The organism is Pantoea sp. S62, from assembly GCF_016658625.1.
Lineage (GTDB): Bacteria > Pseudomonadota > Gammaproteobacteria > Enterobacterales > Enterobacteriaceae > Pantoea > Pantoea vagans.
On record NZ_JACVVI010000082.1, the window covers coordinates 1 to 229 of the forward strand.

Sequence of the window (229 nt, forward strand, 5' to 3'; positions counted from 1 at the left end):
CGGGTCACCGCCGCGGTAGAAGTAGAACAGCCCGTACTGGCCGGCAAGCTGACTGATGGCCTGCGTCTGCTCCTGCTGGTCCCGCGCCTGCTGCAGCGGCGCGGTGCTGTTGTAGTGCGGGTGGTCAAGGTTGTAGTCAAGGTCCGGATGGTCAAGCTGCGCCACGGCAAAGGACTGACTGAACATCGAGGCCCGGTCGGTCCAGAACTTCTGCCAGCGCAGGAACGTG

The 229-nt window shown here is 64.2% G+C and carries 1 protein-coding gene; it reads right to left on the reverse strand.

Features of this window, described 5'->3' with window-relative positions:
* Nucleotides 1–229: conjugal transfer protein TraF (traF, locus tag IBT54_RS25020; RefSeq protein ID WP_201253342.1), on the reverse strand; the 229-nt coding region annotated here is incomplete at both ends.